Below are 25,037 nucleotides of genomic sequence, written 5' to 3'. Positions count from 1 at the left end.
TCACCGGAGGATTGGACATGTAGAATACAGTGATAAACGATGGCATGATTACTATCATAGCTTTCCGGAGTCGATGCGGGAACTTATTGCTGCTCCCACTTACGTACCGACTGTTGGGACCGATGAGCCTGAATAATCAGCAGGCTTTACGTTCTGCGATAAGTTTAAATTCTTCTTCATACTCGAAGAGGCAAGGGGGAACAACTACAGGACTATCAATAAGTTTACTTTGACCATCCCACCACGCCGTGCTCCCATCTACTAATATTAATTTTATAGCCCACTCGGGCGCATTGGAAAAGTGCGCTTCATTGCCAGAGATAATGTTCCATTTCATATGTGATCGTCCTTTTAAGTTATGGCGATAGGGTAGGAGTTGAACGCTAAATATTCAAATTGGTTACACAGATCAATACGAGCTTATTGATCGTTTAAAACGATCGTTTAATTTAAAGACAGTAATTCCGGCGATAAGTCGCGCATATGATGATGGGGCAGGGATGTATATTGAGGTGGTGGCGATGATGTTGGCACTGCTCCTGATATCGAGTGGCCAGTAGCGCCAGAGTAACAATGGCCCGGTCTGTTCATGATTACCTGGCTGGCCAGGTGCGGGTAACGGTTTCACACCACAGCCACACCAGCCAAATCCCACAAACAAAAAAACCAACCCTAACGGATTGGTTTTCTTGAGGTATTTTGGTCGGCATGAAAGGATTTGAACCTTCGACCCCCGACACCCCATGACGGTGCGCTACCAAGCTGCGCTACATGCCGATGCTGCGATGTTTATACTACATTTTATTGTTATTAATGCAAGACTTGGCAAAGTTATTGTCTGCTTTTTGTACGCTCTAAGGGCTGTTTTTAGAGCTAATTCGCAATAAATCGTTTTATATCTGTCAGCACTTGCAGCAACAGTGGCAACTGAGGCTTTTCATCTTTGATTTCATTGCCTTGTGCATCATAAGTCCGATATTTACCGTTATTATCTAATACAATCGTTTGTGTTGGCGTAGTAATAACCAGCATGCCATTGTCGCCCGTCGCCACCCAGTTATTGTTACGCTGTGCAGCGAACAAATCTTCCCCTTGCGAATAATCTTCTGATGCAGTTTTTACATGTAACAACCGTTGCATCAGTGTCGTCATGATGTCTTCATGATTGGTCAGCTTATTCACGGCCTGCGCTGGTGTACCCGGCCAGTGGACTGCTAATGGCACTTGGAGCTGTTGACGGTTAAAGCTGCTGCCTGCACCCCAGTTATTATTGCCACTATCATTAAACTCGATGCCATGGGCCGCAGTAATAATAACCACGGTTTTATCGAGCTGGCCGCGCTGTTTCAGGGTCTCCAGAATAGTCGCGATCTGTTGATCCACATCTTTTGCGCCTGCCTGATAGTTGTGGATAAAGTTAGCCGGTAATGCAACTTTCTGCCCGGTGACCGGGTCTTGTGCTTCAGCCGCCCCGTTCAAGTTAATGTACGAGAACCATGGGGCATTGCTTTTTAGTGTCGATAGCCATTGTTGCCATTGTGCCGTAGTCTCTCGGTCCGTTTGCTCTGCCGGTGCAGGTAAGGTGAAATCAGTTAACAGCGCCTGACGGTAGAGTGGCGATTCAAAGCCATCAGATGAGAACAGGCCAAATTGATAACCCTGCGCGCTCAATGCGGTAATAAATGCAGACGGTTTACGCGCAGAGAGAATACCGTCTAAATAGGTAGGCGAAATACCATAAAATAGACCAAACAAGCCAGTATCCTGACGGTTGCCCGAACTGTAGTGTTGATCAAACTGAATATTTGAACGGCCAAACTCTGCCAATGTAGGCATGTCTTTTTGCAGGCTACTGACACGAATACCGTCAACCACAATTAATAGCAGGTTATAACCACTGCCTTTATCGCTGAAGGTAATTGGGTTGAGCGGATATTCAACTGCCAATGCATCCGGATTGCCTTGCTCCACCAACCGACGTTGATACTCCTGTTGATCAAGTAAGCCGTGTTTCTCAAGGAACTTACGGGCAGTCATCGGATAGGAGAGCGGTAGATTGGCTCGCTGCATACTGATTGGGCGGTAGAAATTGGCATCGGCCCAAATATAAAGCAGATGAGAAGCAAAGAATGCAGAAATAAAGACAACAACCAATGGCTTAACAAAGCGCTGCCGGTTAAGGCTACGCAGTTTTTGCCAAGCCCAGGTGCCCACTAGCATCTCGATCAGAAAAATGATCGGTACGGCAATAAACATTAATTGCCAGTCGCGCGCCAGTTCGGTTTGATCCGGGTTAACCACTAATTCCCATACCACAGAATTAAGGTGTAAATGGAAACGAGTGAAAACCTCGGTATCAACCAAAAGCAGGGTTAAGCCCGCGGTGGCAAAGGCGGCGGAAAGAAAACGCAGTAGCCGTTGTGACATCACCACAAAGGTGAGTGGGAATATCACCAACAAGTAGGCGGCAAAAACAATAAAACTAAAATGCCCGAGCCAACTGACCAGAGCATAGACACGGCCAAGTAGCGATGAGGGCCAATCAGAGACAAACAGATAGCGGCTACCCAGCACCAGGCTGAACAGGATATTAAACAGGGCGAACCAGTGCCCCCAGCTGATCATCTGGGAGACTTTTTCACGATAGCGCTGACTATTTGTCACCATATTGAGATTGCAGTCTTGGCCGATAAATTAATGAGCTTTATCTTCACGTACCGAAGCCTGAAGAGCTTCAGCGAAAGAACGTGCCAATACTTTGCGTTGCGCCGGAGCAATGCTGGTATTGATCAGATTTGTTACCATATTTCCCAACACCATCAAAGAAAGATCGGTTGGGGTACGGTGTTTTTCCAGTACGCAGACCAATTCAGACAGTAGTTGTTCAACGTGTTCGTCGCTATAACGGGATGATTGTGGCATAAAAATTGTACTCAACACCTGACAAAGTCCCACATCTTACCGTATAGAGACGCGCTTTTCCGCTATTTTATAGCATTAAGAATCATTAGCCATTAATTGAGGGGTGTCATCGCTTTAGGGTTGCAGCTCTCAGGCATCAGTGATTGAATACGCCCCTAGCCAAAAGGAGTATTTATCATGAGTCTGGATATCGACCAGATAGCCTTACATCAGCTTATCAAACGTGATGAACAAACGCTTGATGTGGTGTTGCGCGATTCTCTGTTACCTGCCAATGCTGTAGTTGAAGAAATGATGGCCGAGCTGCATCGTGTTTACAGCGCCAAAAGTAAAGCTTATGGGCTGTTTAATGAGCAGAGTGAGCTGGCTAATGCGCTGAAACGAAGCCGTAAGGGTGATGAAGACTTCCTCAGCTTTAGCCGTGCAGCAACTGGGCGTTTACGTGATGAGTTAGCCAAATATCCGTTTGCTGAAGGTGGTGTGGTGCTGTTTTGCCAATACCGTTATCTGGCGGTGGAGTATTTGTTGATCTCGGTGCTGAGCAGTTGTAATAGCATGCGAGTGAACGAGCAGCTTGATCTGAGCTCGACCCATTATCTCGATATTAATCGCGCTGATATTGTCGCCCGCATTGATTTGACTGAATGGGAAAACAATCCGGAATCAACCCGTTATCTGACGTTCCTGAAAGGGCGGGTAGGGCGTAAAGTATCTGACTTCTTTATGGATTTTCTGTCTGCAGCAGAAGGGCTGGATACCAAAGCGCAAAACCGTGGGTTATTACAGGCGGTTGACGACTACTGTGCTGATGCTGAGTTGGGCAAAAATGAGCGTCAGGCATACCGCCAGCAAGTTTATAGCTATTGTAATGAGCAGTTGCAGGCCGGTGAAGAGATTGCTTTGCAGGCGCTTTCCCAGGAACTGCCAAAATTGGGCGAAAAGGATTTCCAGCAATTCTCAACTGAACAGGGCTATGCCCTGGAAGAGAGCTTCCCGGCGGATCGTGGAACCTTGCGTCAGTTGACCAAATTTGCAGGCAGTGGCGGTGGCTTGAGTATCAATTTTGACGCCTTGCTGCTGGGGGAACGTATCTTCTGGGATGCCGCCACCGATACGCTGACCATTAAAGGCACGCCACCCAATCTGCGTGACCAGTTACAGCGCAATTCGGGGAAGAAGTAACGGTTGGCACGGTGAATTTATTCAGCCAATAAAAAACGCCGCATCAGCGGCGTTTTTTATTTCGGCGTCCCGAATATCGAAAGCGATGCGATTAAACGCGAACGAAGTCGATATGAGTCAGTTTTGGCTTGAAAGCGTGACGCTGAACAGCCTGTACTTTAACTTTGGTTTCTTTACCGTCAACAACCAGAGTCAGTACGGAATCATAAAAGCCCGGTTTCAGTTCAAGGTTCTTGGTGGTGTCATGGTCAAGAGCAATAGAGATAGCGGCTTCTGAACCACCGTAAATGATGGCCGGAAATTTATTTGCTACACGCAGGCGGCGGCTCGCACCCTTACCCTGGTCGTTACGTACTTCTACTTTGATAGTGGTCATTTTGTTTTCTCTTAAAGAAAATTTACCCTGCTACAGGCGACCCAGCAACAGGTTCGATACTCGGCTTTGATTGGGTAAACCCAGAGCAAAGCGGGCTGCATTCTAGCGAAATATCGACCAGACAGCAAATAAAACTGCGAAAATATCAGGCTGAATGCGGCTCAGGCGAGGGAGTCAGCCTGCCGGAAACGCCCCTGATAATCAAATACCTTTTCTCTGATTTGCCACCACTGCCCACGACGGCGGGCGACGACAAAATCAGGGTAACGTAGCAGTGCTTGCTGAGCGATGATATCCGCCGCTGTTTGCCATTTCAGGGCGACACCCGGTGCCCGTTGGTGGGGACGCAGAAATATTTGCTCAAATGCCATGCGCTGTGCGGCGGTGGTTAAGCGAAAGCGCTCACTGGTATTGGTGCCATCTTCGTCGTAATACGTGATTTTCAGCCATTCCCCTTTGGCGTCTTGGCCCGTTTCCAGACTCATACCGCCACAGCGCAGCACCAGCGCATCTTTCAATTTCAGTGCCGCTTTTAGCATATCATCAGGATCGACCAGAACTTCCTGACACTGGTGGCAGCGGCGGGCCGCAATATCATTTTCCGCCCCGCAATGGGGGCAGGATTTAAAGCGGAAACGATAGTCACATTGCGCCCGCGCGCCATTATCATCTTCAAACCAGCCCTGACAGCGGCGGCCATAGTGCTCAATAATTTCACCAGACTCGGTACATTTCCCCCAAAACATATTGGCAAAGCCGCAATCCGGGCAAAATACCTGTACCGGCTGGCTGTCACTGTGGGGTTTGCGGGTACCTACTTCAGGTGTAAACAGGTCATGAGGATTACCGGCATAGTCCAGAATCAGGCAATCTTCTTTGCCCGGCGATAGCCGCAGGCCACGACCAACAATTTGCTGGTACAAACTGACCGATTCGGTCGGGCGAAGAATAGCGATCAGATCTACATGGGGGGCATCAAAGCCGGTGGTTAGCACCGCTACATTCACCAGATAGCGTAATTGCTGTTGTTTAAAGGCTGAGATTAGGGCATCTCGTTCGGCGGGAGGTGTGTTGGCACTCACCAATGCCGCTTCGCCTTTGGGTAGCAGGCCATACACTTCTTTGGCGTGTTCGACCGTGGCGGCAAAAATCATCACGCCGCGACGATCAGCCGCATACTCAATGATCTGGCTAACAATATGTGGGGTAACCCTTTGTTGCTGCTTAAGTTCACGATCTAAATTCGCTGCACGGAACATCCCGTCACTGTTGCTGGTTAGGCGACTGAAATCATACTGTACAACAGGCATATCCAGCCGCTCCGGTGGCACCAGGAAGCCGTGCTTAATCATGTACCGTAGGGGTAATTCATAAATACAGTCGCGGAACAGGGATTTCTCATCACCACGGGTAATACCGTGATAGTGGAATTGATAAATCCAGCCTTTGCCCAAACGATAGGGGGTTGCGGTCAGTCCCAATAGGCGCAGGCGTGGATTGGTGCGACGTAAATGCTGAATGATTTGCTGGTATTGGCTGTCCTCTTCGTCGCTGATTCGATGGCATTCATCGATAATCAGCAGCGAAAAGGCGCTATCAAACAGTGCCAGATTGCGTGCCACTGACTGCACGCTGCCAAATACCACTTTCCCCTCACTTTGGCGCTGTTGCAGCCCCGCGGCGAAGATATCGGCCTCTAAACCATAGGCACAGTATTTGGCGTGATTCTGTGCCACCAGTTCTTTGACATGTGCCAGTACCAGAACGCGCCCACGGGCCAGTTTCGCTAATTCGGCGATGACCAAACTTTTACCTGCTCCGGTGGGCAACACAATCAGTGCCGGCTCGGCGTGGCGGCGAAAATGAGCAAGGGTGGCATCCACGGCCTCTTGCTGATACGGGCGTAGCGTAAAGGCCATTACAGGGCCTCGGTAGGTGCATTTGTCATTTTTAATTTATTCATTATTGGTAACACTTTCCCGGGCGGTATGAGTGACATTTATCTCTCCTCATCACTAAAAACTTTCTATTATTATGCCAGTCTGATGCGACTGGAGCGAGAGCGTCGGGCCGTATAAGGTTATATACCGCATAAGAAGGGATAAACCGTTTCTCAATAACGGCTTTTTAAGTAACTGTTCCTAGGATGATAGGGTAACCGCCGCTATACTGATGAGTCAGGTAGGCAGCAAATGATTTCCTCCTAAACTGCTTCATTCATTTCACACCGTATTATTAGCACCCTGTCGTCGTTGGCAGGTGTGATTACGGGTATCGTGCCCGTCAACGGCACGACTCTATAACAGGCAAAGTAGATTCAATGCGATTGGACAAGTTTTTATCTCAGCAATTAGGTGTCAGCCGGGCGTTAGTCGCGCGCGAGTTACGGGCAAAACGCGTCACTATTGATGGCGAGGTGGTCAAAAGTGGTTCGATTAAGCTGACGCCAGAACAAGACGTGAGATTCGATGGCAACCCATTACAACAGACCGTTGGCCCACGTTACTTCATGCTGAACAAACCGCAGGGCTATGTGTGTTCGACAGAAGACCCAGATCATCCTACCGTGCTATATTTCCTTGATGAACCAGTGGCTTACAAGCTTCATGCCGCCGGGCGGTTGGACATCGATACCACGGGATTAGTCCTGATGACCGACGATGGTCAGTGGTCACATCGGATCACCTCTCCACGCCATCATTGTGAAAAAACCTATCTGGTGACACTGGAACACCCGCTGTCCGATGACACTGCACAACAGTTTACTGATGGCGTGCAACTGCATAATGAAGACTCGCTGACCAAACCGGCCCAGCTTGAGGTTATTGAGCCACAGTTAGTGCGTTTGACCCTCAGTGAGGGGCGATATCATCAGGTAAAACGGATGTTTGCGGCGGTCGGGAACCGTGTGTTGGCGCTACACCGTGAGCGAATTGGCGACATCAAACTTGATGATTTGGCCCCCGGTGAATATCGTCCGTTGACCGCAGAAGAGATTGCCAGCGTAGGCGCTCCCCACCTGTAATTGATTTTTTATTGCAGCGTGGATGGGCTGTTTCCGCGCTGTTTTGCCGTTGATATAACCCGCGGTAGGTTATTGAAGGAGTTGTTTAGCGTGCACGCCAGTAATCAGAATGCAGAGAAGAACCAGACATCCCACTTTGGCTTAATCTTTATCCTCGGCTTGCTATCGATGTTGATGCCCTTGGCGATTGATATGTATCTGCCGAGTATGCCCATTATTGCGCAGGAGTTTGGTGTAGAGAGTGGTGCAGTGCAAATGACCCTGAGTGCTTATGTGCTGGGGTTTGCCATCGGGCAAATGTTCTATGGGCCAATGGCCGATAGCATAGGGCGTAAACCGGTTATTTTTTGGGGCACGTTAATCTTTGCGCTTGCGGGCATGGCTTGTGCGATGGCGCAATCTATTGAACAACTGATTAATTTACGTTTCCTGCATGGTTTGTCCGCCGCTGCGGCGAGTGTGGTGATTAACGCATTGATGCGCGATATGTTCACCAAAGATGACTTCTCCCGCATGATGTCTTTTGTGGTCTTGGTCATGACCATCGCGCCATTGCTGGCACCTATCATCGGTGGTGCCTTGCTGGTGTGGTTTAGCTGGCATGCCATTTTCTGGACTATGGCTGGGGCGGCATTGGTTGGTGCGATACTGGTGGCACTGTTTATCAAAGAAAGCCTGCCGCCAGAGAAGCGACAAAGGTTTCATTTACGCACTACCATCGGTAATTTTGCGACATTATTCCGCCATAAACGGGTGTTGAGCTATATGTTGGCCAGCGGCTTCTCTTTTGCCGGTATGTTCTCATTCCTCAGTGCCGGGCCTTTTGTTTATATCGATTTAAACGGTGTTTCTCCGCAGAACTTTGGCTATTACTTTGCACTGAACATTGTCTTTTTATTCGTTATGACGCTGATAAACAGTCGCAATGTGCGCCGCTACGGGGCGCTGAAGATGTTCCGATTTGGCATGTTAGTGCAGTTTGTTATGGGGATCTGGCTGCTGGTGGTTTGCGCGACCGGAATGGGGTTCTGGGCATTGGTACTGGGGGTCGCGGCTTATGTCGGTTGTATCGCGATGATCACCTCAAATGCCATGGCGGTCATTTTGGATGATTTTCCGCATATGGCGGGTACGGCGTCTTCTCTGGCAGGGACCTTACGTTTTGGTATCGGTGCCGTAATCGGAACACTGTTGTCGATGGCACCATCACGGAGTGCCTGGCCGATGGTCAGCTCAATGGCTTTTTGTATCATTGTCGCTATGTTATTGTATCTTTATGCCAGCCGCCCGAATAAAAATGCGGTGAAATAACCCCCGCAGCAGGTATCAATATCAATAAGGGCCAGCGCCTTAGGGCGTTCCCTTTTATTCACATGATTGACCGCCAGTTTGTCGATTAATTGCTGGCTTAATTATCTCCCACCTTGAGTCATTCACTCTGTTTAATATTGCCCCCATTACCCCTCAAAAATATGAATTTTTTGCGTACCATCAATATAAAAAGTATGAATATAATTATTTATTTTATAGTTACAATTGATATCATTTTGTTAAATTTTTGAACAATAATATAAAAAATCCCAAATGGGTATTGAACCGTTTTTATTAGATATTTCTAGCAATAAAACGGTGGTTGAGATCAGGTAATATATTTATCTATCAATGCATTATATTAATTTATGCGTTGATGTTAATCTTTAATTGTTTTTTAAATGTAAAATTTTGGCTGGTATTAGGTAATGGCTTTGCAATAAAAATGGTTGAGCTAACCGCCATAAAGGTATAAATATAACGAAAAATGGGATCTAAATCCCAAACCCGTAGTCTTAACCTGGGCAAAAAGGGTGACGCAGGGTCAAAAACAGCGCAAAAATGCTTTTGTTGGTTTTAAGTTTCTAAATTGTTATCAATGTTGTATTTTGGCGGATTTTTAATCAGGCGCAATGGCAACTTAGCGGCTATAACTTTAGTGAGCATAAGTCTTTGTGGTGCTTTTTTGTAATTTTTAAATTTTTATTTTGACTAGGAAAAACACGTGAATAATATCCAACTTTCGGTAGTACATCGTCTGCCGCAAAGTTACCGTTGGTTGTCTGGGTTTATCGGGGTTAAAGTTGAACCGATACCACTGGCGGCGATAGCCGATACCAATAATGACCTTATAGGGCTGAAGTTACTTAGCCACGATGGTAACCATGCGCAGATTATCATGCAGCGGCTCCACCTCTCATTACAAGATATACAAGTGGATTCCGCGATTATTGAATGGGAAGGCGAGCCTTGCCTGTTTGTTCACCGTCAGGATGAAAGTGCCACTATGTGCCGTCTGAAAGATGTTGGCGTCGCTATTGCCGAGACGATGACCGCACTGTATCCCTTCTGATCCGCGATGGCGCGTTCGTCGGCAGTACATGCGGGCGTTTTTGGCTGCCTTGATACCTGATGTGCACCAGACTAGTCTGCGAATTGCAGCAATTGCTGGGTATATTGCTGTTTAGGTGCCGCGAATATGGCCTGACAGTCACCTTGCTCTACCACTTCCCCCTGCCTTAATACAATCACTTGATGGCACAGCGAACGCACCACTTGTAAGTCATGGCTGATAAACAGGTAGCTGAGATGATGACGCTGCTGGAGGGATTTCAGTAAGGCCAGAATCTGTGCCTGTACCGATTTATCCAGTGACGAAGTGGGTTCGTCGAGGATCAACAACTGCGGTTGCAGGATCAAGGCCCGGGCAATGGCAATGCGCTGACGCTGCCCGCCAGAGAATTCAGTCGGATAACGATAACGGCTAACCGGATCCAATCCGACTTCCTCCATAGCTTTAATGACCCGCTGTTCACGATGTATCGCACTGAGTTTCTGATGAACTTCCAGCCCCTCGGCAATAATTTGCTGAACATTCAAACGCGGGTTAAGTGCCGAGTAAGGATCCTGGAACACCACTTGAATGCGGCTGCGGTAAGGGAGCATCTGTTTTGGTGAGAAATTGTGTAGCGGCTGACCACTGAACCAAATTTCCCCTTTTGAGGGCAGCAACCGCAGTAATGCCAGCCCGGTGGTACTTTTTCCTGAACCGGACTCACCGACTAATCCCAGACTTTCTCCGGGTTTTAAATCAAAACTGAGATCTTTCAACGCATAATGATGAGAGACTGTTCGCCGCAATAAACCCCGTTTGACAGCAAAGGCCACTTGTAACCCTTTTACTTTGAGCAGTGGCTCTTGGTCTGTGTTAAGAGGCAGCGGGTCGCCTTGTGGCTCAGCATCCAATAACTGGCGGGTATAAGGGTGCTGCGGTGCACTAAACAGCGCCTGACGGGTATTAAGCTCAACCACGCGTCCTTCACGCATCACTGCCACGTTATCTGCCAGCCGACGGACGATATTCAGGTTATGAGTGATAAACAGTAAGCTCATCCCCATCTCTTGCTTTAACTCTTTCAGCAAACTCAAAATCTGAGCCTGTACCGAGACATCCAACGCGGTAGTTGGCTCATCGGCAATCAACAATTTGGGTTGAGTTAACACGGCCATGGCAATCATTACCCGCTGGCGTTCCCCGCCGGAAAGCTGATGCGGGAAATCGGCCAGTCGATCCTTAGCATTGCGAATACCTACTCGGTCGAGACAGTGAATAATCTCAACTCTGGCGGCCTCCCTGCGCATGCCTCGATGCAGCGACAGCACTTCTGCCAATTGCTTTTCAATGGTGTGCAACGGATTTAGTGACACCATTGGCTCTTGAAAAATCATTGAAACCTGATTGCCACGAATTCCGCGTAATGTCGGCTCATCGGCATGCAACAGTGATTTACCCGCGAACAGAATATCGCCGGTAGGGTAAATCACCGGTGGCGAGGGCAATAACCGTAATATTGACAATGCGGTGACACTTTTGCCTGAGCCGGATTCCCCAACCAGCGCCAATGTTTCACCGGTATCTATTTGTAATGACAGCTCAGTGACAACCTGGCGTTCAATGCCTGCCTGACGAAATGCAACGCTGAGATTTTGAATATCCAGGAGTGGAGATGTCGCCATATCAGTACACCTTACTTGGGTCAAAGGCGTCGCGCACGGCTTCGCCAATAAAGATCAACAGAGATAACAGCACGGCCAATACCAGGAATGCGGTGATCCCAAGCCAGGGGGCCTGAAGGTTATTTTTGCCTTCCAATAATAGTCCGCCTAATGACGGTGAGCCCATTGGCAGGCCAAAACCGAGGAAATCCAGGGAGGTCAGCGTGGTGATCGAACCGCATAAAATAAAGGGTAAGAAGGTCAGTGTTGCGACCATGGCATTTGGCAGCATATGACGAGACATAATAACTCTGTCAGGTACTCCCATGGCGCGCGCCGCACGGATATAGTCATAATTGCGGGTACGTAGAAACTCCGCCCGTACCACACCCACCAATCCCATCCAGCCGAAAATCACGGTGATGGCTAACAGCCACCAGAAATTAGGTTGCACGATACTGGACAACAAAATCACTAAAAACAGTGTTGGCATACCCGACCAGACTTCAATAAATCGCTGGCCCCACAGGTCAACTCTGCCACCGTAATAACCTTGTATTGCCCCGGCGCAGATACCAATCACGCTGGAGAATAGGGTCAATGTCAGGCCGAATAATAGCGAGATACGGAATCCATATATTACCTTGGCCAATACATCACCGCCGGTGCTATCGGTGCCCAGTAAATTAGTGCGACTTGGTGGTGAGGGGAAGGGCACTTCAGTGGCGAAATTAATGGTGTTATTACTAAAGCGGATAGGGGCCCAAATGGCCCAGCCATGGTCATTAATCCGGCCAATCACGTATGGGTCTTGATAATCTGCTGCGGTGGTTAAAATACCGCCAAAGGTTGATTCACTGTAATTGGCCATAAAGGGCATGTAAATCTTGCCTTGATAGCTCACCAGCAGCGGCTTGTCATTGGCTATCAGCTCGGCAAACAAGCTGATAATAAACAGTGTCAGGAAGATCCACAGCGACCAGTAACCCCGGCGGTTATGGCAAAAGCGCGCCCAGCGGGCCTGATTAATCGCACTTAACCTTATCATTATTGGCGGCCCTCAAAATCAATCCGTGGATCAACCAAGGTGTAAGTGATATCGCTGAGGATATTTAACAGCAAACCAATCAGGGTGAAAATATAAAGAGTGCCAAACATCACAGGATAATCACGCTGTAAGGTGGCGTCATAACCCAGTAGCCCCAACCCATTGAGTGAAAACATCACTTCAATCAGCAGCGAACCGGTGAAAAACATACTGATAAAGGTGGCTGGGAAACCGGCGATGACCAGTAACATGGCATTGCGGAATACATGGCGATACAGGATTTTTTCTTCAGGCAACCCTTTGGCGCGGGCGGTAACTACATATTGTTTACGGATTTCATCAAGGAAAGCGTTTTTAGTTAGCATCGTCAGGGTAGCGAACCCGCCAATGACGGTAGCCAGAACGGGCAAGGTGATATGCCACAAATAGTCAGTTATCTTGCCGTACCAGGGTAGCGTATCCCAGTTACTGGACACCAGCCCACGCAGGGGGAACAGATCGAAATAGCTGCCACCAGAAAACAGCACCACCAGTAAAATCGCAAACAGAAACGAGGGGATAGCGTAGCCGATGATAATTAAGGTACTACTCCAGGTATCGAAAGCAGTGCCATTGCGCACCGCTTTTTTAATCCCCAATGGAATGGAGACCAGATAGATAATTAGCGTGCTCCATAGCCCAAGAGAGATAGAAACCGGCAGGCTATGTTTAATTAATGACATGACAGATTCGCCACGGAACAGACTGTCACCAAAATCAAAGCGCACATAGCTCCAGAGCATATCGAAATAGCGTTGATGCAGTGGCTTATCAAAGCCGAAGCGTTGCTTGATTTCGGCAATGACTTCTGGGTCTAAGCCGCGTGAGCCTCGATAGCTACTGTCACCCACTTGTGCCGCATTCAGGCCGACTTTCGCGCCACCTAATCCGCCGTCACCGCCCCCTGCGGTATAGCCACTGGAGTGACCCAGTTCAATATTGGCGATGGCCTGATCAACCGGCCCACCAGGTGCAATTTGCACAATAAAAAAGTTGATAGTAATAATCGCCCACAGCGTGGGAATGACCAGCAATAGCCGCCGTAACAGATATGCACCCACAACCGCCCCCTAGTGACGTTCTGTTGGCAGGCGAGCTGCCTTATTGACATCAAACCACCAGCTATCAAATCCTAGCGAATAGGTGGGCCTGTCAGCCGGCATCGAGAATTTATCCCAATAAGCAAAACGGCCATGGTTGGAGTACCACATCGGGATCATCAGATGATTCCAGGTCAACACCCGGTCAAGCGCCCGACCCAGAGACTGCAACGCCTCAGGTTGATCCTGATGCTGGATAATCTGCGTGATCAACTGGTCGATGGCCGGGTCTTTAATGCCAGATGCGTTATAACTGGAATCAATATAAGCAGAACTCCACAAGATTTGCAGGTTTGGACTAGGGTAAGGGAATGCACTGTAAACCGTGGGGATCATATCGTAATCCCGGCTGCGCAGGCGATTAACAAACTGTGAGCTATCAACCTCGCGGATATTCATGGTTATGCCCAAGCGCTGTAAATTATGTTTGAACGGTTGAACATATTGGAAATTACTGCCATTCAGTAACAGCAATTCAAATACAAAAGGTTGACCGGTTTTGCTGTTGACCAACTGCTGGTTTTTCACTTCCCAACCGGCTTCGCTCAGCAACTCGCGCGCTTTTAACAGATTATCCCGTGAGTCACCGCTACCATCAGTGTGTGGTGGCTGATAAACTTGAGTCAACGCCTCTGGGGGTATTTTACCTTTGAGGGGGGCTAGCCAAGCCAGCTCGGCACTGTCCGGATAACCTTTTGCTGCGTACTCGGTATTCTGGAAGAAGCTACTGGTACGTTGATAACTATTGAAATAAAAGGCTTTATTCATCCAGTCAAAATCAAACGCCAGTGTCAGTGCCTGACGAACTCGTCGGTCGCTAAAAATAGGGCGCTGGACGTTAAACGCCAGCCAGCGGGTGTTTTGCGCGGAGTTATCGACAATATCTTGTTTAACAATATAGTTTTTCGCAAAGTTCCCCCCGACATATTGAGTGGCCCAGCTCTTCGGCGACGTTTCTTCGCGGAAATCAAAAGCACCGGCTTTAAAAGCCTCCAACGCCACTTTATCGTCTAAATAATAATCATACCGGATGGTGTCAAAATTGTACTGCCCGCGATTAACCGGTAGGTTAGCGGCCCAGTAGTTTTTTACCCGCTCATAAGTAATAAACTGGCCCATCTTATATTTACCAATACGATAAGGGCCGCTGCTTACCGGCGGTTTACTCAACGGATCACTCAGTTTGTGGTCTTTCCAGAAATGTGCAGGCAGTACCGGCAAGCCAAACAAACCTAACATTTTATCTTTATTGGGTTCTGGGAATTCAAAACGCACCGTCAGGCGGGAAATCGCTTTTACCTTCACGTCTTTATAGACGATGCGAAATTGCGGTACCCCCTCGGTCATGAATTTATTGAAAGTGAAGGCGACATCTTGCGCGGTGATGGGAGTGTCATCATGAAAACGGGCGCGAGGGTTGATATCCACTTCAATCCAATGGAAATCTGGGGCAAAACGCGCGGACTCGGCAATTAATGGGTAGTAACTGCCAATCTCATCGTCTGAGGTGCCAAACAGCGAGTCATACAGTCTTTCAGTACGGATAGCCGCGTTGCCACGTAATGCATAACGATTGAAGTTATCAAAGGTACCAATGGCGGACAGCGTGATATCTCCACCTTTAGGTGCTGCCGGATCCACGTAATCGAAATGGCTAAAATCTGATGAATACTTAGGTTCGCCCAGTATGGCAAAAGAAACACCTTCTTTGATGGTTTCAGCCTGTAGACTAAAACTCAGGGCTGAAAGTACCAAGGCAGCAAGTAGGCGTAACGACATATTAGTGGTGATCTCCCGAATTTCATTCAGATAATAATCTCATATCCTGACTAATTGAAATTACCAGTTTTCATGAGTAAAGCAAACATTAAGCCAATTCGTTTTTTGTTACTAATTTTTTTTATTACAAAATTCGACTAAATCCTTAACAGACAACGGATTACTGAGTAAATAACCTTGCAGGTATTTAACACCGTGCTGTGTCAAATACTGGAGCTGTTGTTCCGTTTCGACACCTTCGGCAACAGTTTCAATATTGAGTTTGTTGGCTAACATTAATACTGCATCTAATACCGGTGCTGCTACAGTATTAATACCTATGGTGCTGACAAAACCACGATCAATTTTAATATAATCTAAAGTAAAACGTTCTAAATAGATCAGGGCGCTGTGGCCGGTACCAAAGTCATCGACGGCGATTTGTATTCCTTGAGAACGCAGCCAGGCAAATTGCTTAATCGCCAATTCTTCCTCAACCATGCCCCGCTCGGTAATCTCAAATACTGGAGCAAAGATCTCGGTATTTAATTTTTTTAACATTTGAGATACGTCCTTGCGGAATTCATCATCAGCCAGATGGATCGGCGAAATATTAAAGGCAAGTTTGGTCCCGACCGGGACAGAGCTTGCCATTAATTTGCTATCTCTGATGATTAATTCAAATAAATGCCGGGTCAGTGGTTGAATCAGATGTTGAGCTTCTGCATAGGGAATAAAGAGATCCGGAGAAATACGCCCTTCGATGGGATGTTGCCAACGAATAAGTGCTTCCATACCTGTTATTGTACGATCGTGTGAGCGGAATACCGGCTGATATTCAACGAAGAATTCACCACGTCGTATACCGCGCAAAATTTCAGCCTCGGCACTTTGCCTGGTGATTAAAATATAATAAGCGAGGATACCGACCAGACCTGAAAGTAACAAACCTCCCAACAGGGTCATACGAATATCATTTGCAGTTAGGCTGTTATGATAAATCAATATTTTAATCGGGTAGCCGGGTAATTGGACCTCATGTGAGGACTGTACGGGTAACTGGCTGATAGGTATGACTTTAGCGTTAAAAGTCGTTACCGCGCGCTCATCAATAATAATGGCTAAACCGTTCACTTCATGATCAGCGCCATTCAGTAACAAATAGGGCTGTAAGGTTAATTCCAGTGTAACCAACACTCCGGTATTTCCGCGCCCAGCTTCACGTAACCATACTCCAATTGCCGGCTTACTCGGCATCATCGGGGTGCCTTGCTGAATTTTAAAATCTAGCGGCTGGGATACATTAATTTTAGGATATAACACATTAACAGGTACCTGCATATTACCGGTCGCGGAAGAACAATAAGTGATGCCATCCCTAACTAATAAGAGCGCTCTGACACCATTGGTAAATGCGGCCTGATAGTTAAGTGCTGGACTCGCCTGTTCACAACTCTTACGGCTCAATGGGATAAGCTGAGACATGGTGGTGGTCAGCCCATTAAGAAACTGAGACGAATAGGCGATGATGTGATCACTTTGCGCTGTCAATTTATGTTCGCTGCTGCGATAAAGTAATGACAACGTAATTATGACAAAAAAAATAAAGAAACAGAGTGCGAAGATGACGCTATTTTTTACCTGATGGCGCTTGGATAAAATATTGCGGGAGAACGCACTGTTTGAACCCATGTTACGCCGCTCCTCAGCATGATCGGTAAAGTGTTATGAGTATAAGTTAAGTTAGCGACACTGCGCCACCAGTTTGCCAATGAACATTGCTGACATTAATAGCCTATCCATTTGAATATTCATCCAATATAAATAAAAGATGCTCTTTAAATGCATCAAATAAAGGAAACAGGCAAAGTCCATTTATATCGATGCATTTTGCCAATACGCTTTGGTAAACAAATTTTAGTTTATTCACACAATTTACATCATGTTAGAAAGATGAATCGCGGATTGACATGCCTTGGTACTAAAAATGCTGGGCTAAGCGGGTATTATCATACAGAGAAAATTCTGAGTTTCGTGCTATCCAGCCCAAAAAAGACGTTTCCTACAAGCTGGCCAGAAGTGGTACTGGAAATAAGTGTACCAAGAGCTACCTTCAGGCAATAAAAAAACGCGGCCAATGGCAGCGTTTTATAGTTTCGTTTGGTATCTCGGACAACAGGAATAAAAATTGACTAACTGCGTGAACCGCTACTGAGTACTCGGCGGCCATCGCGATAACGCTTATTCCAATAATCTTCATTCAGGCTCGATATTGTCACGCCAGCGCTGGTCGATGCATGAACAAATTTATCGTTACCTAGATAGATACCCACATGGCGGCCAGTCGATCCTGCTCGGAACAGTACTAAATCACCAGGGCGCAATTTGGTTCGCTGGATTTTCTTGCCGATATCCTGCTGCTCAGACGTCGAGCGCGGCAAATCCATACCAAATTGTTCACGGAAAGTGGTTTGTACAAATGCAGAACAATCAATACCGCGTTTGCTACTACCGCCTAAGCGATAACGAACACCTTTCCATCCTGCATACTGTTCTAAAATTTTCGACTTGACGTCAACGTTGCGCACCATTGCTTCGAATTCATCCTGAGAGGCTTGCAGTAAAAGCCCATCTTTGTCATTGACTGCACGCATCTCAGTTTGCGTATTATGTAAGTCCGAAGTCTGTGGTGAACTACACGCTGATAGTATTACCGCTGCTGCAACCGCAGGAATTACCCGCAGAATATATCTCATAATAGGTTGAGACTTGACCATTGTTGTTGTTTTCCCTTGCTGTCCTTACGACGGATGTCGCTACCAAAAAAACCAAACGAATCGAGATTATTGATTGAGATCCGATTAGACAATCACTTAACTGAATAACTGTGCTAGAACGCACAATATTAATCATGCAAGAGGCGAAAGACCCATATCCGAACACAAACGTTTTTGAGATTACCGTAATGACTAATAAAAGGCGAGAGCTTTTATGCCCCTTATTATTTCTAAAGAGTATGTAACATAATGTAAGGTTTTATATTAAAAGCGAATAGCTGCATTTGTAGCCATTTAGTAACAATAAATGAGGGGGGAGCGTTAAAGCAGGAAGAGACAAAAATAGACTTTTTGCCTCAATATAACACCGGTGCAGTTATTGGTTTTTTGCCCCAGGCAGATTCCGGTTAATGACATCAATGATTTTGTCACTTAATGGCGTCATTAATATCCAGCTTATTCCAACCAGTACCACCGAGAGTGAGCCAACCGCAATATCAGTAAACCAGTGCGCGCCAATCATCACTCGTGGCAGCGAGAAAATAACCACGATCAGCAGGGCTGATGGCAAAAGCACCACGGGAAAAGTAGCGCAACATAAAGCAGGCCAAGATCATCAACATCATGCCATGGTCACCGGGGAAACTGTCACCGGATGCATCTTTGGTCGGGATACCGGTTAACTCACTTAAACCACACGCCATGGTTCTCCGGAATATACCAGGAGAAAAACAGGGCAATCCCAAGCAGGTTGAGCAGTAAAATTGTCGGTAAATTACGACGGGTCATACGATGCCTGGCTATTGTCAGTGTACAAATGGGTAACAAATAAAAATTCGGGGCATACTATATCTTTTTACGTAATCGAATATTCAGTAATTCATGCTGTAATACATTCCAATCAGCCTCGGTGGCACTAATCAGTTCGATCCGGCTGTCCAGTGGCGGTATTTGCCGTGTTTCTATTTGTAAATCAGCCCCTTGTCGATTAATCACTAATGTTCCTTCGGCAATACGCATCACGCCTTTAACCCGTGCTACTGGATTTAATCGCACCCATTCTAATAGGGGAACCGTATCAAATACCGTATCAGCATCAAATACCCAGCCACAGCTCAGATAACCTTGCCCCTGATTCAATGCCCGCCGCCACGGTTCGGCTCCTTTCAAACTTAATGCAGCCAAGCCTTTTTGCCGCGTTGAACTGTGGTGATGTGTTCCATCAGGCAATTCGTCATGATTAGTGTGCGGTAAATCGAGCAGGGCAACATCAATTTTCCCTTGTTCTGCGTAGTATAACGGGCGTGAAATCGATTGTTGATCACGCCATTGCTGTAATGCGGTGTAATCCAATGTGGTGTAAGTATCCTGTTTGTTCGCCACGATAATATCGGCGGCGGCCAGTTGGTCGCGAAAGTTCTCATTTTCGGTGTAACGTGGGTCGCTCAATTGACGGGCATCCAACAGGCTGAGAGTGGCACACAAAGAGATCCATGGCTGGTAAATATCGGAGGTTAATAATGACAATATTTGTTTGGGATGGCCCAACCCAGTAGGTTCAATTAACAAACGATCGGGTTTTGCCTGTTGTAGCAGCATATTCAAACCCACTTGCATCGGTAATCCATTAACGCAACACATGCACCCCCCCGGTATTTCTTTTAATACCGCACCGCTGTCTGCTAATAGCGCACCATCAATACCAATTTCGCCAAATTCATTCACCAGTACCGCCCATTTCTCATGTTGTGGTTTCTGTGACAGTAAATGACGGATCGTGGTGGTCTTGCCGCAGCCTAAAAAGCCAGTAATCAGGTTTGTTTTTGTCATCGGGGGTCTCCAGCATAAATTTCTGTTCAATACCTTATCAGCATTAAGTTCCTTTTCAAGGCGGCTCTCAGCAGAGGGTATAACACCGAGTAAACTTATTATTAAACGAAAAGAGCCCAAATGGAGAATATTTCCTAGGAAAGGTAGGAGTCCTGCCTAATCGTTATATATCGACAAGCAATATAATTCACTTCTACGAGGTATTTTAGTGAGTTATCGACGGATTAGGGCAATAAAAAATGCTCTATCATTTCCATTACTCTGGCTGGGATCCTCTATCATTTAAAATGACAGTAATGAGCGTCGAGGTGGTTATGCGCAATTATCGAGTATTAATTATCGTAGCAATCATGTTTTCATGGATGATCTCTTTTGCTGCAAGTAGTGCACAATCTACCCAGTCTGCGACTGGAATCATCACATTTTCCGGTGCCATTGTAGACAGCCCATGTGATACCGCGGTATTAGACCAAACCATTACCACCCGTTGTTATCGTGATGGCAAAATACTGACTCGTCGACAAACTCTCTCACGCAATATGCCGCTTAGCGGCATATTGCCCGGTAATTTAGCGTCTTCCCGTATGGAATGGCTGAACCCGCAACGTAGCCTGGGCGTTCTGACCGTCACTTACCTCTAATTTATTCAGGCAATATGAATTATTCATACTAACACGGCTTATCACAGTGATAAGCCGTGTTAGATAGCCTGATGCTGCTTGAATAAGATCATCTTATTTAGCCACAATGATATTGTTCAACCACATGATATACTCACCCTCATTCAGACACCCTTTGGTCAGGCCAATTTGGTATTCTCTACGCCAATGCCTGATGCAGGAAATAAGGTTATGCGGTTATATCAGGAAGTGGGCAGTCGACTGCGTGAAGCAATTATCAGCGGACAATACAGTTTGGGCGATCGTTTACCGCCTGAGCGTGACATTGCCGAAAGTTTCAGTGTCAGCCGCAGTGTGGTACGTGAAGCACTGATTATGTTGGAGCTGGAGAAATTGGTGGAAGTGCGCAAAGGCTCGGGCGTATACGTGGTTAATGTGCCCGATATATCAGCGAATGGTGAATCTGCTATTGCGACTGATAGTGGTTACGGCCCATTTGAATTGCTGCAAGCCCGTCAATTGCTGGAAAGTGAAGTGGCGGCTTTTGCTGCTCTGCAGGCTACCAAGGCTGATATTATCAAAATGCGTCATGCCATCGAACAGGAAAAAACTGCTTTAGCCGCAGGTGCAGTGGATGAAAGTGCTGATGAGCTGTTTCATTGTCTGCTCGCACAATCGACACAAAATAGCGTGCTGGCTAATATGGTCGCAGAGGCCTGGCAAACACGGAAAAACAGCGCCATGTGGCAAGGTGCTCACAGCCATACCCTTGATTTCAGCTACCGCTGGCAATGGCTGGAAGATCATCAGAAAATCCTGCAAGCCGTATTGCGCCGTGATAGCAAAGCCGCCAAGCAAGCGATGTGGCAGCATTTGGAAAATGTAAAACTTAAGTTGTTGGAACTTTCAGATGCTGACCATCCGGACTTTGATGGTTATTTGTTTGAGTCTGCGCCGTATCAACTCGAAGAATAATTTACCCTTTGGCCTTGAAGCTACAGGGGTGTTGGCTGCGCTCATAAACCCGATTAGAAAGAATGAGCCTCATTGTGAGGCTCGCTAAATTAAGCTTGTTGTGCCAAACGCTTCACACTTTCTTTCGCCCCAAACTGTTGTAGGCTGAGATATGCGTCTGTCACGGCCTGAACAAATTCCGGTTGTTGCGGTAAGGTCTCGCCAAACAGGGCTTTCAGCGTCAGCAGGCTTTTTACGCGTGCCGCGCCATCTTCACTGCTAGCCACGCATTTTTTAAAGCTGTCAGCCATGGGATCACGGATATCAATCGCTTGACCCTTGTCATCCACGCCACTGACATAACGCATCCAACCTGCAATACCCAATGCCAGACAACGATAGCTACCACCATGCTGTATATGCCAGCGTACTGAATCCAGCATTCGCTGTGGCAATTTTTGGCTACCATCCATAGCAATCTGCCAGGTGCGATGTTTGAGTGCCGGGTTGCTATAACGCTCAATCAATTGGTCAGCATAGGCATTTAGTGAAACCCCGGTGACCCGTAGGGTTGGGGCTTGTTCATCCATCATCAGACGCCGGGCTGTCAGGCGATAGTTATCGTCGGCCATGCAATCATTGATATGTTGATAACCGGCCAGATAACCCAGATAAGCGAGATAGGAATGGCTGCCGTTCAACATACGTAACTTCATTTCTTCAAACGGCAATACATCATCGACTAACTGCACCCCTGCTACCTGCCAATCAGGGCGACCCGCCACAAACTTGTCTTCAACCACCCATTGAATGAAAGGCTCACAGGCAATACCGCAAGGGTCAGCTACGCTCAGTGTATCGGCAATTTCCTGCCACGTTTCGGCGGTTGCGGCGGGAACAATGCGATCGACCATGGTGTTAGGGAAGGTGACATTCTGGCTGATCCAACGGGCCAGTTCTGGGTCGCGAGCAGTGGCCAGACCCAGTACGGCATTTTTCACTACATGGCCGTTTTCCGGAATGTTATCGCAGGAGAGCACGGTAAAAGGGGGCAACCCGCGCAAGCGGCGTAAGCGCAAGGCTTCTACCAAAACGCCGGGAGCTGAGGTCGGGGCCTCAGGGATAGCAAGATCTGCGCGAACAGACTCATTCTGTCGATCCAGTTGCCCGGTACCCGGTTCGATGCAGTACCCTTTTTCGGTAATGGTCAGCGAAACAATAGCCACTTGTGGTTCGGCTAATTTTTCCAGTACTTGGATAATGCCATCCAGCCGGGCATGCACTGACTCACAGACCGAACCGACAATAATCGCCTGATTACCTTGCGCCCCTTTTTCCAGTACCGAGAAGAGATGACCTTGCTGGCGTAAATTTTGAATCAGTACGTCACCACCAAACAGGCTGATTTCGCAAATACCCCAGTCACCTCCTTGTTTATTTAATACCCTATCGGTGAGCAGTGCCTGATGGGCGCGATGAAATGCGCCAAAACCAAGGTGAACAATACGGCTTTTCAGCGCTGTCCTATCATAAGTGGGCTGCTGTACGGTTGAGGGGAGGGTGCTGTTGGCAATAGTGTTCATACGTGGCTCCAAAATCATTCACCCCACGATTATCACTCAGGGGCTGACATAAAAGGTGGCAAATAAAAAGTTGTTAGACCAGTTTTGGTTGGCTGTTTGTCGGAAGAAAGCCACACCATACCGACCATTTTCTTTTGCTCGTTGCCATGAATATTGGCTTGCAGTGTAATGCCATATGGCAGAAAATAAAATTGGTAAGTCCAATATTGGTTATATTCGTGAGTTGGATCAACCAATGAGGTTTTGCTTTTTGACACCCAGTGACGAAAGAGTGAGGATAAAGCTGAGTGATACCTCTTGGAAATCGGTATAACAACATTTTTAGAACCCGAACAGTCTACGCAGAAGGTAAAAACAAATGGAACAAACATGGCGTTGGTATGGCCCGAATGATCCGGTGTCGTTAGATGATATCCGTCAGGCGGGTGCTACCGGAGTAGTGACTGCATTGCATCATATCCCGAATGGCGAAGTATGGCCGGTGAGTGAAATCAAACAACGCCAGGCTGAATTAGCCGCTAAAGGTTTGGTTTGGTCGGTAGTGGAAAGCGTACCGATTCATGAAGAAATCAAAACTCACAGCGGCAACTACCAGCAGCACATTGAAAACTATACACAAACTCTGCGTAACCTTGCAGCCTGTGGTATTGATACCGTGTGCTACAACTTTATGCCAGTGCTGGATTGGACACGTACCGATCTAGAGTATCAACTGCCAGACGGTTCCAAAGCATTGCGTTTCGATCAGATAGCTTTCGCCACCTTTGAACTACATATTCTGAAACGCCTAGCCGCCGTGAATGATTATACGGCTGAAGAGCAGGTACAGGCGGCAGACTATTTTGATGCCATGTCTGAGGCGGATATCGCTAAACTGACGGGCAATATTATTGCGGGTTTGCCGGGTGCTGAAGAAGGTTATACGCTGGATCAATTCCGTGCTCGTCTGGCGGAGTATGACGGCATCGATAAAGCGCAACTGCGTGAAAATATGGCTTATTTCCTGCGAGCCATTATACCGGTTGCCGAACAGGTCGGTCTACGTATGGCGGTTCATCCTGATGATCCACCGCGCCCGATCCTGGGCCTGCCGCGTATTGTTTCAACTATTGAAGATATGCAGTGGCTGAAAGAGACGGTTGATAGCATCCATAATGGTTTCACCATGTGCACCGGCTCTTATGGTGTACGGGCTGATAATGATTTAGTGAAGATGATCGAAACCTTTGGTGATCGTATTCACTTTACGCATTTACGCTCGACCTGCCGCGAAGGGAACCCGAAGACCTTCCATGAAGGCGGCCATCTGCAAGGCGATGTAGACATGTACTCGGTGGTTAAAGCGATTTTAACTGAAGAGCAACGCCGCCAGGCTGCTGGTGATATGCGCCCGATCCCGATGCGACCAGACCACGGTCATCAGATGTTGGATGATTTACATAAGAAAACCAATCCGGGTTATTCGGCGATTGGCCGTTTGAAAGGGTTAGCTGAGGTGCGTGGTGTGGAGTTGGCGCTGAAGCGGGCGTTCTTCCCTGAGCTAAAATAATATATCTGTCATCTTTCAATACATTAAGGGCCAAGAAACGGCCCTTAGCTGTTTTATGCCCAAACTATACCCTATAGATTTCAAGGTGCAGGAAGGCGACAAGCGAGATACAAATCGGTCGGGAACCGATTTGAACAGCATTTATGCTAGCCTATAGGGTGAGCCTCAAGGATGAGGCTCATTAATCCCGATGAGCTTACATCAGTAAGTGATTCGGGTTATTGAGAGCAACCAACACACCTGCAACT

The 25,037-nt window shown here is 47.3% G+C and carries 20 protein-coding genes, 1 tRNA gene and 1 pseudogene; 7 read left to right on the top strand and 15 right to left on the bottom strand.

Going from position 1 to position 25,037, the window contains the following annotated elements; all coding sequences use genetic code 11:
* Positions 1-136: 136 nt before the first annotated feature.
* The 4 genes from AEP37_RS12290 to AEP37_RS12275 form a co-directional block, all read right to left on the bottom strand.
* Positions 137-337: a hypothetical protein gene (locus tag AEP37_RS12290; RefSeq protein ID WP_049613581.1), complete on the bottom strand. Its 201-nt coding sequence runs from the start codon at positions 335-337 to the stop codon at positions 137-139.
* A 363-nt stretch (positions 338-700) separates the two neighbouring features.
* Positions 701-777 (bottom strand) — tRNA-Pro (locus AEP37_RS12285).
* Positions 778-873: 96 nt separating this feature from the next.
* Entirely contained in the window at positions 874-2,667 is a 1,794-nt protein-coding gene (yejM, locus tag AEP37_RS12280) for an LPS biosynthesis-modulating metalloenzyme YejM (protein WP_049613580.1), read from the bottom strand.
* A 27-nt stretch (positions 2,668-2,694) separates the two neighbouring features.
* Positions 2,695-2,922, bottom strand: a complete 228-nt coding sequence (locus tag AEP37_RS12275) for a YejL family protein (RefSeq protein WP_049613579.1) — start codon at positions 2,920-2,922, stop codon at positions 2,695-2,697.
* A gap of 177 nt (positions 2,923-3,099) precedes the next feature.
* On the opposite strand from AEP37_RS12275, the gene yejK reads away from it, so the two are divergent.
* On the top strand, positions 3,100-4,104 hold the full coding sequence (gene yejK / locus AEP37_RS12270) for a nucleoid-associated protein YejK (protein WP_049613578.1): 1,005 nt from the start codon (positions 3,100-3,102) through the stop codon (positions 4,102-4,104).
* Positions 4,105-4,195: 91 nt separating this feature from the next.
* Here the strand turns inward: yejK and rplY are convergent, their stop codons facing one another.
* On the bottom strand, positions 4,196-4,480 hold the full coding sequence (gene rplY / locus AEP37_RS12265) for a 50S ribosomal protein L25 (RefSeq protein ID WP_049613577.1): 285 nt from the start codon (positions 4,478-4,480) through the stop codon (positions 4,196-4,198).
* Positions 4,481-4,641: 161 nt separating this feature from the next.
* Positions 4,642-6,399, bottom strand: a complete 1,758-nt coding sequence (locus AEP37_RS12260; RefSeq protein WP_049613576.1) for a DEAD/DEAH box helicase — start codon at positions 6,397-6,399, stop codon at positions 4,642-4,644.
* A 401-nt stretch (positions 6,400-6,800) separates the two neighbouring features.
* Here AEP37_RS12260 and rsuA point away from each other — a divergent pair, with 401 nt between their 5' ends.
* The 3 genes from rsuA (at position 6,801) to AEP37_RS12245 (ending at position 9,888) form a co-directional block, all read left to right on the top strand.
* Positions 6,801-7,505: a 16S rRNA pseudouridine(516) synthase RsuA gene (gene rsuA, locus AEP37_RS12255; protein ID WP_049613575.1), complete on the top strand. Its 705-nt coding sequence runs from the start codon at positions 6,801-6,803 to the stop codon at positions 7,503-7,505.
* Between the two features lie 90 nt (positions 7,506-7,595).
* Positions 7,596-8,816, top strand: coding sequence for a Bcr/CflA family multidrug efflux MFS transporter (locus AEP37_RS12250; protein WP_049613574.1), 1,221 nt, complete (start codon positions 7,596-7,598; stop codon positions 8,814-8,816).
* A gap of 724 nt (positions 8,817-9,540) precedes the next feature.
* Positions 9,541-9,888, top strand: coding sequence for a YejG family protein (locus tag AEP37_RS12245; RefSeq protein ID WP_049613573.1), 348 nt, complete (start codon positions 9,541-9,543; stop codon positions 9,886-9,888).
* A 71-nt stretch (positions 9,889-9,959) separates the two neighbouring features.
* On the opposite strand, the gene yejF is transcribed toward AEP37_RS12245, so the two are convergent.
* The 8 genes and pseudogenes from yejF to AEP37_RS12205 all read right to left on the bottom strand — a co-directional run bounded on the left by yejF (position 9,960) and on the right by AEP37_RS12205 (position 20,083).
* Positions 9,960-11,552: a microcin C ABC transporter ATP-binding protein YejF gene (yejF, locus tag AEP37_RS12240; protein WP_049613572.1), complete on the bottom strand. Its 1,593-nt coding sequence runs from the start codon at positions 11,550-11,552 to the stop codon at positions 9,960-9,962.
* A gap of 1 nt (position 11,553) precedes the next feature.
* Positions 11,554-12,579, bottom strand: coding sequence for an ABC transporter permease (locus tag AEP37_RS12235; RefSeq protein ID WP_049613571.1), 1,026 nt, complete (start codon positions 12,577-12,579; stop codon positions 11,554-11,556).
* Positions 12,579-13,679, bottom strand: coding sequence for a microcin C ABC transporter permease YejB (locus AEP37_RS12230; protein WP_049613570.1), 1,101 nt, complete (start codon positions 13,677-13,679; stop codon positions 12,579-12,581). Before AEP37_RS12230 ends, AEP37_RS12235 begins: the two co-directional genes overlap by 1 nt.
* Positions 13,680-13,688: 9 nt before the next feature.
* Positions 13,689-15,497: an extracellular solute-binding protein gene (locus tag AEP37_RS12225; protein ID WP_049613569.1), complete on the bottom strand. Its 1,809-nt coding sequence runs from the start codon at positions 15,495-15,497 to the stop codon at positions 13,689-13,691.
* A 111-nt stretch (positions 15,498-15,608) separates the two neighbouring features.
* The gene (locus AEP37_RS12220) at positions 15,609-17,168 is read right to left on the bottom strand and encodes a cyclic di-GMP phosphodiesterase (RefSeq protein ID WP_049613568.1); all 1,560 of its coding nucleotides are present in this window, start codon (positions 17,166-17,168) and stop codon (positions 15,609-15,611) included.
* Between the two features lie 500 nt (positions 17,169-17,668).
* On the bottom strand, positions 17,669-18,253 hold the full coding sequence (gene mepS, locus AEP37_RS12215; RefSeq protein ID WP_049613567.1) for a bifunctional murein DD-endopeptidase/murein LD-carboxypeptidase: 585 nt from the start codon (positions 18,251-18,253) through the stop codon (positions 17,669-17,671).
* 376 nt (positions 18,254-18,629) lie between these two features.
* Positions 18,630-19,042 (bottom strand): annotated as a pseudogene (locus AEP37_RS12210) (phosphatase PAP2 family protein).
* Positions 19,043-19,099: 57 nt separating this feature from the next.
* Positions 19,100-20,083, bottom strand: coding sequence for a CobW family GTP-binding protein (locus tag AEP37_RS12205; protein WP_049613566.1), 984 nt, complete (start codon positions 20,081-20,083; stop codon positions 19,100-19,102).
* Between the two features lie 314 nt (positions 20,084-20,397).
* Here AEP37_RS12205 and AEP37_RS12200 point away from each other — a divergent pair, with 314 nt between their 5' ends.
* Positions 20,398-20,724, top strand: coding sequence for a fimbrial protein (locus AEP37_RS12200; protein ID WP_049613604.1), 327 nt, complete (start codon positions 20,398-20,400; stop codon positions 20,722-20,724).
* A 210-nt stretch (positions 20,725-20,934) separates the two neighbouring features.
* Complete coding sequence (locus tag AEP37_RS12195) at positions 20,935-21,678, top strand: GntR family transcriptional regulator (protein WP_049613565.1); 744 nt, start codon at positions 20,935-20,937, stop codon at positions 21,676-21,678.
* Positions 21,679-21,767: 89 nt separating this feature from the next.
* Here AEP37_RS12195 and AEP37_RS12190 read toward each other — a convergent pair whose 3' ends face one another.
* Complete coding sequence (locus tag AEP37_RS12190; protein WP_049613564.1) at positions 21,768-23,240, bottom strand: mannitol dehydrogenase family protein; 1,473 nt, start codon at positions 23,238-23,240, stop codon at positions 21,768-21,770.
* Positions 23,241-23,598: 358 nt separating this feature from the next.
* Here AEP37_RS12190 and uxuA point away from each other — a divergent pair, with 358 nt between their 5' ends.
* Positions 23,599-24,789: a mannonate dehydratase gene (uxuA, locus tag AEP37_RS12180; protein WP_049613562.1), complete on the top strand. Its 1,191-nt coding sequence runs from the start codon at positions 23,599-23,601 to the stop codon at positions 24,787-24,789.
* Positions 24,790-25,037: the final 248 nt, after the last annotated feature.

The sequence above is a fragment of the Yersinia pekkanenii genome, from assembly GCF_001152565.1.
Classification (GTDB): Bacteria; Pseudomonadota; Gammaproteobacteria; order Enterobacterales; family Enterobacteriaceae; genus Yersinia; species Yersinia pekkanenii.
Note: the sequence above shows the minus strand (reverse complement) of the source record. Positions and strands in the feature narration are given on the sequence as shown.

Coding starts and splice junctions, on each gene's coding strand:
- AEP37_RS12290 (WP_049613581.1), bottom strand. CDS start 337: ATGAAATGGAACATTATCTCTGGCAATGAAGCGCACTTTTCCAATGCG.
- yejM (WP_049613580.1), bottom strand. CDS start 2,667: ATGGTGACAAATAGTCAGCGCTATCGTGAAAAAGTCTCCCAGATGATC.
- AEP37_RS12275 (WP_049613579.1), bottom strand. CDS start 2,922: ATGCCACAATCATCCCGTTATAGCGACGAACACGTTGAACAACTACTG.
- yejK (WP_049613578.1), top strand. CDS start 3,100: ATGAGTCTGGATATCGACCAGATAGCCTTACATCAGCTTATCAAACGT.
- rplY (WP_049613577.1), bottom strand. CDS start 4,480: ATGACCACTATCAAAGTAGAAGTACGTAACGACCAGGGTAAGGGTGCG.
- AEP37_RS12260 (WP_049613576.1), bottom strand. CDS start 6,399: ATGGCCTTTACGCTACGCCCGTATCAGCAAGAGGCCGTGGATGCCACC.
- rsuA (WP_049613575.1), top strand. CDS start 6,801: ATGCGATTGGACAAGTTTTTATCTCAGCAATTAGGTGTCAGCCGGGCG.
- yejF (WP_049613572.1), bottom strand. CDS start 11,552: ATGGCGACATCTCCACTCCTGGATATTCAAAATCTCAGCGTTGCATTT.
- AEP37_RS12235 (WP_049613571.1), bottom strand. CDS start 12,579: ATGATAAGGTTAAGTGCGATTAATCAGGCCCGCTGGGCGCGCTTTTGC.
- AEP37_RS12225 (WP_049613569.1), bottom strand. CDS start 15,497: ATGTCGTTACGCCTACTTGCTGCCTTGGTACTTTCAGCCCTGAGTTTT.
- AEP37_RS12220 (WP_049613568.1), bottom strand. CDS start 17,168: ATGGGTTCAAACAGTGCGTTCTCCCGCAATATTTTATCCAAGCGCCAT.
- mepS (WP_049613567.1), bottom strand. CDS start 18,253: ATGGTCAAGTCTCAACCTATTATGAGATATATTCTGCGGGTAATTCCT.
- AEP37_RS12205 (WP_049613566.1), bottom strand. CDS start 20,083: ATGACAAAAACAAACCTGATTACTGGCTTTTTAGGCTGCGGCAAGACC.
- AEP37_RS12200 (WP_049613604.1), top strand. CDS start 20,398: ATGCGCAATTATCGAGTATTAATTATCGTAGCAATCATGTTTTCATGG.
- AEP37_RS12195 (WP_049613565.1), top strand. CDS start 20,935: ATGCGGTTATATCAGGAAGTGGGCAGTCGACTGCGTGAAGCAATTATC.
- AEP37_RS12190 (WP_049613564.1), bottom strand. CDS start 23,240: ATGAACACTATTGCCAACAGCACCCTCCCCTCAACCGTACAGCAGCCC.
- uxuA (WP_049613562.1), top strand. CDS start 23,599: ATGGAACAAACATGGCGTTGGTATGGCCCGAATGATCCGGTGTCGTTA.